The 1,825-nt window shown below is 46.3% G+C and carries 2 protein-coding genes; both read right to left on the bottom strand.

The window, feature by feature from the left end; genetic code table 11:
* Positions 1–307: 307 nt before the first annotated feature.
* The gene (locus tag L2755_RS21955) at positions 308–1,399 is read right to left on the bottom strand and encodes an IS91 family transposase (protein WP_428847825.1); all 1,092 of its coding nucleotides are present in this window, start codon (positions 1,397–1,399) and stop codon (positions 308–310) included.
* Positions 1,396–1,825: tyrosine-type recombinase/integrase (locus tag L2755_RS21950; RefSeq protein ID WP_248982755.1), on the bottom strand; the 430-nt coding region annotated here is incomplete at its 5' end. The genes L2755_RS21955 and L2755_RS21950, both read right to left, overlap by 4 nt.

Here is a 1,825-nt window from a genome sequence, read left to right as displayed (position 1 = left end):
ATAACGAATAAGGATAGGCCGCGCGCAGCCGCGTCCTTATCCCAAGTGTTGAACAAGCCCGAGATTGCAGGAAGTGATACCTTTATATAGTCAATAGCGGCGCGAGAGTTCACGCTGGTTTAGGTCGGAGATATTAAATTACACTTTTTGCTAGCCGTAACTATCCCTTAGCACCGCTAGCTAATTAAGTAAGCTTGTATTTTCAATGTCTTAATCACCTCCTATGTTTCACTTCTAGCTATCTCATGTTTCAAACTTCTGCTCTCTAACCGCTTAAACAGTGGCGTTAGGTTACCAAGTACTTTCGTTAGTGGCTTTGGTTAAGAAAGCTTGTCAGTCGAGCATGCTTATTCTCATGTACCCCCACAAATGTCATCGGCTGCTGGCAGCAGGGGCAAGACCGTATCGCAACCACTTTTTTCACCTCAGCGATTATAGGAAACACCGCCCCAGCGACAGCTAGCATGAGCTGTATTTGCAGTCTTAGTTTTCGGTAACTTCCTTGCAGTAACCCATAGTCTCGTACTCGCCGTAACCCCTTCGGTAACACATGCTGAAGCACTAACCATAGGAACTTCACCGTAGGTAAAGTGCGTATTTCAGTGCTTCTTGTTCGGCTATTTTGATACTCGAAGCTGACCTGCCCATCGATGTCACTGATGATATTTCTGTCGGGCAATACACCACGATAAAGATAGCGTGATAGATATTGCAGAGCAGGCAAACCTTTACCCACATGTCGACAGTCGACAACCCACTTATTGGGAATGGCTGCTGTCAGCTTTATGTTGAGTTTGTCCGTTAGTTGTTCAAGCAATCGTGCTCGCCATACTTTGGCAAGATTAAAGGCATTAAATAGATACTTACCTTTGCCTTTTTTCCACTGTTGTTTGGCTTTGTCGAAACTCCCCGCAGGGATGATGAAATGGATATGAGGATGGTAGTCGCGTCGCCGATTATGCGTATGCAGTACGCCCGTAAAGCCAATCTCACCACCCAGTTGTTTGTCGTTTTTAGCAAAGTCCTTGAGTACGCTTGCAGCAACAGTGAACATGGCTTGATACATACGCTCTGGATTATGTTTAGCGGTGGCTCGCAGCTCATAAGGCAATGTAAAAGTCACCATGTAGTATTCAACAGGAAGCAGTTTAGCCTGCTGTTTTGCAAGCCAGTCGCTCGTGGTGTTGTGCTGACATTGCGGGCAACTTCGATGGCCACAGGAGAGTGGGAAGTCGGCAGTATGGCTACATCCCAGACATGCCCAGTGGCTGGTTCTTTGGGTATTAGCTCGACAACTGAGCATGGCGAAAATGGCTTGCCGCATCGTGGTTGTGATTTGCTGCTCATAGTGCGCGTTAAACTCATCAAGGTGGTCGCGTAAAATATCGATGAACTTCATATGTCACACTCCCACTTCAGAGCCAAATTATCCGTAAGTTGGTTAACTGACAGTGCGGTGTTCTTGCGAGTGATTTGGGTCAGTCGTGTATATCTGGCGGTGGTATTAAGGCTGTTGTGACCGAGCAAACTTTGCACTGAGCGCAGGTCTAATCCTTGTTCTAGCAAATGAGTAGCGTAGCTGTGACGCAAATTATGCGGGCTAATGGATTTATGAATATTGCACTCAGCAATGACTCGCTTAAGCGCCTTCTGAATACCCCCTTTATCTATCATCGAATCCGTTTTACCGTCTTTACCAGGAAACATCAGGCGTGGATGGCGATGAGTTTGCCAGTAATATCTCAAGGCTAATAAGGTGCGTTGTGGTAGAGGGATTAACCTGTCCTTACCGCCTTTAGCATTACGAATATGTACCTGCATCATC

This window comes from Shewanella abyssi, assembly GCF_023284025.1.
GTDB classification, from domain to species: Bacteria; Pseudomonadota; Gammaproteobacteria; order Enterobacterales; family Shewanellaceae; genus Shewanella; species Shewanella abyssi.
The sequence above is the reverse complement of the archived record's forward strand: the minus strand, read 5'-3'. Positions and strand labels throughout refer to the sequence as shown.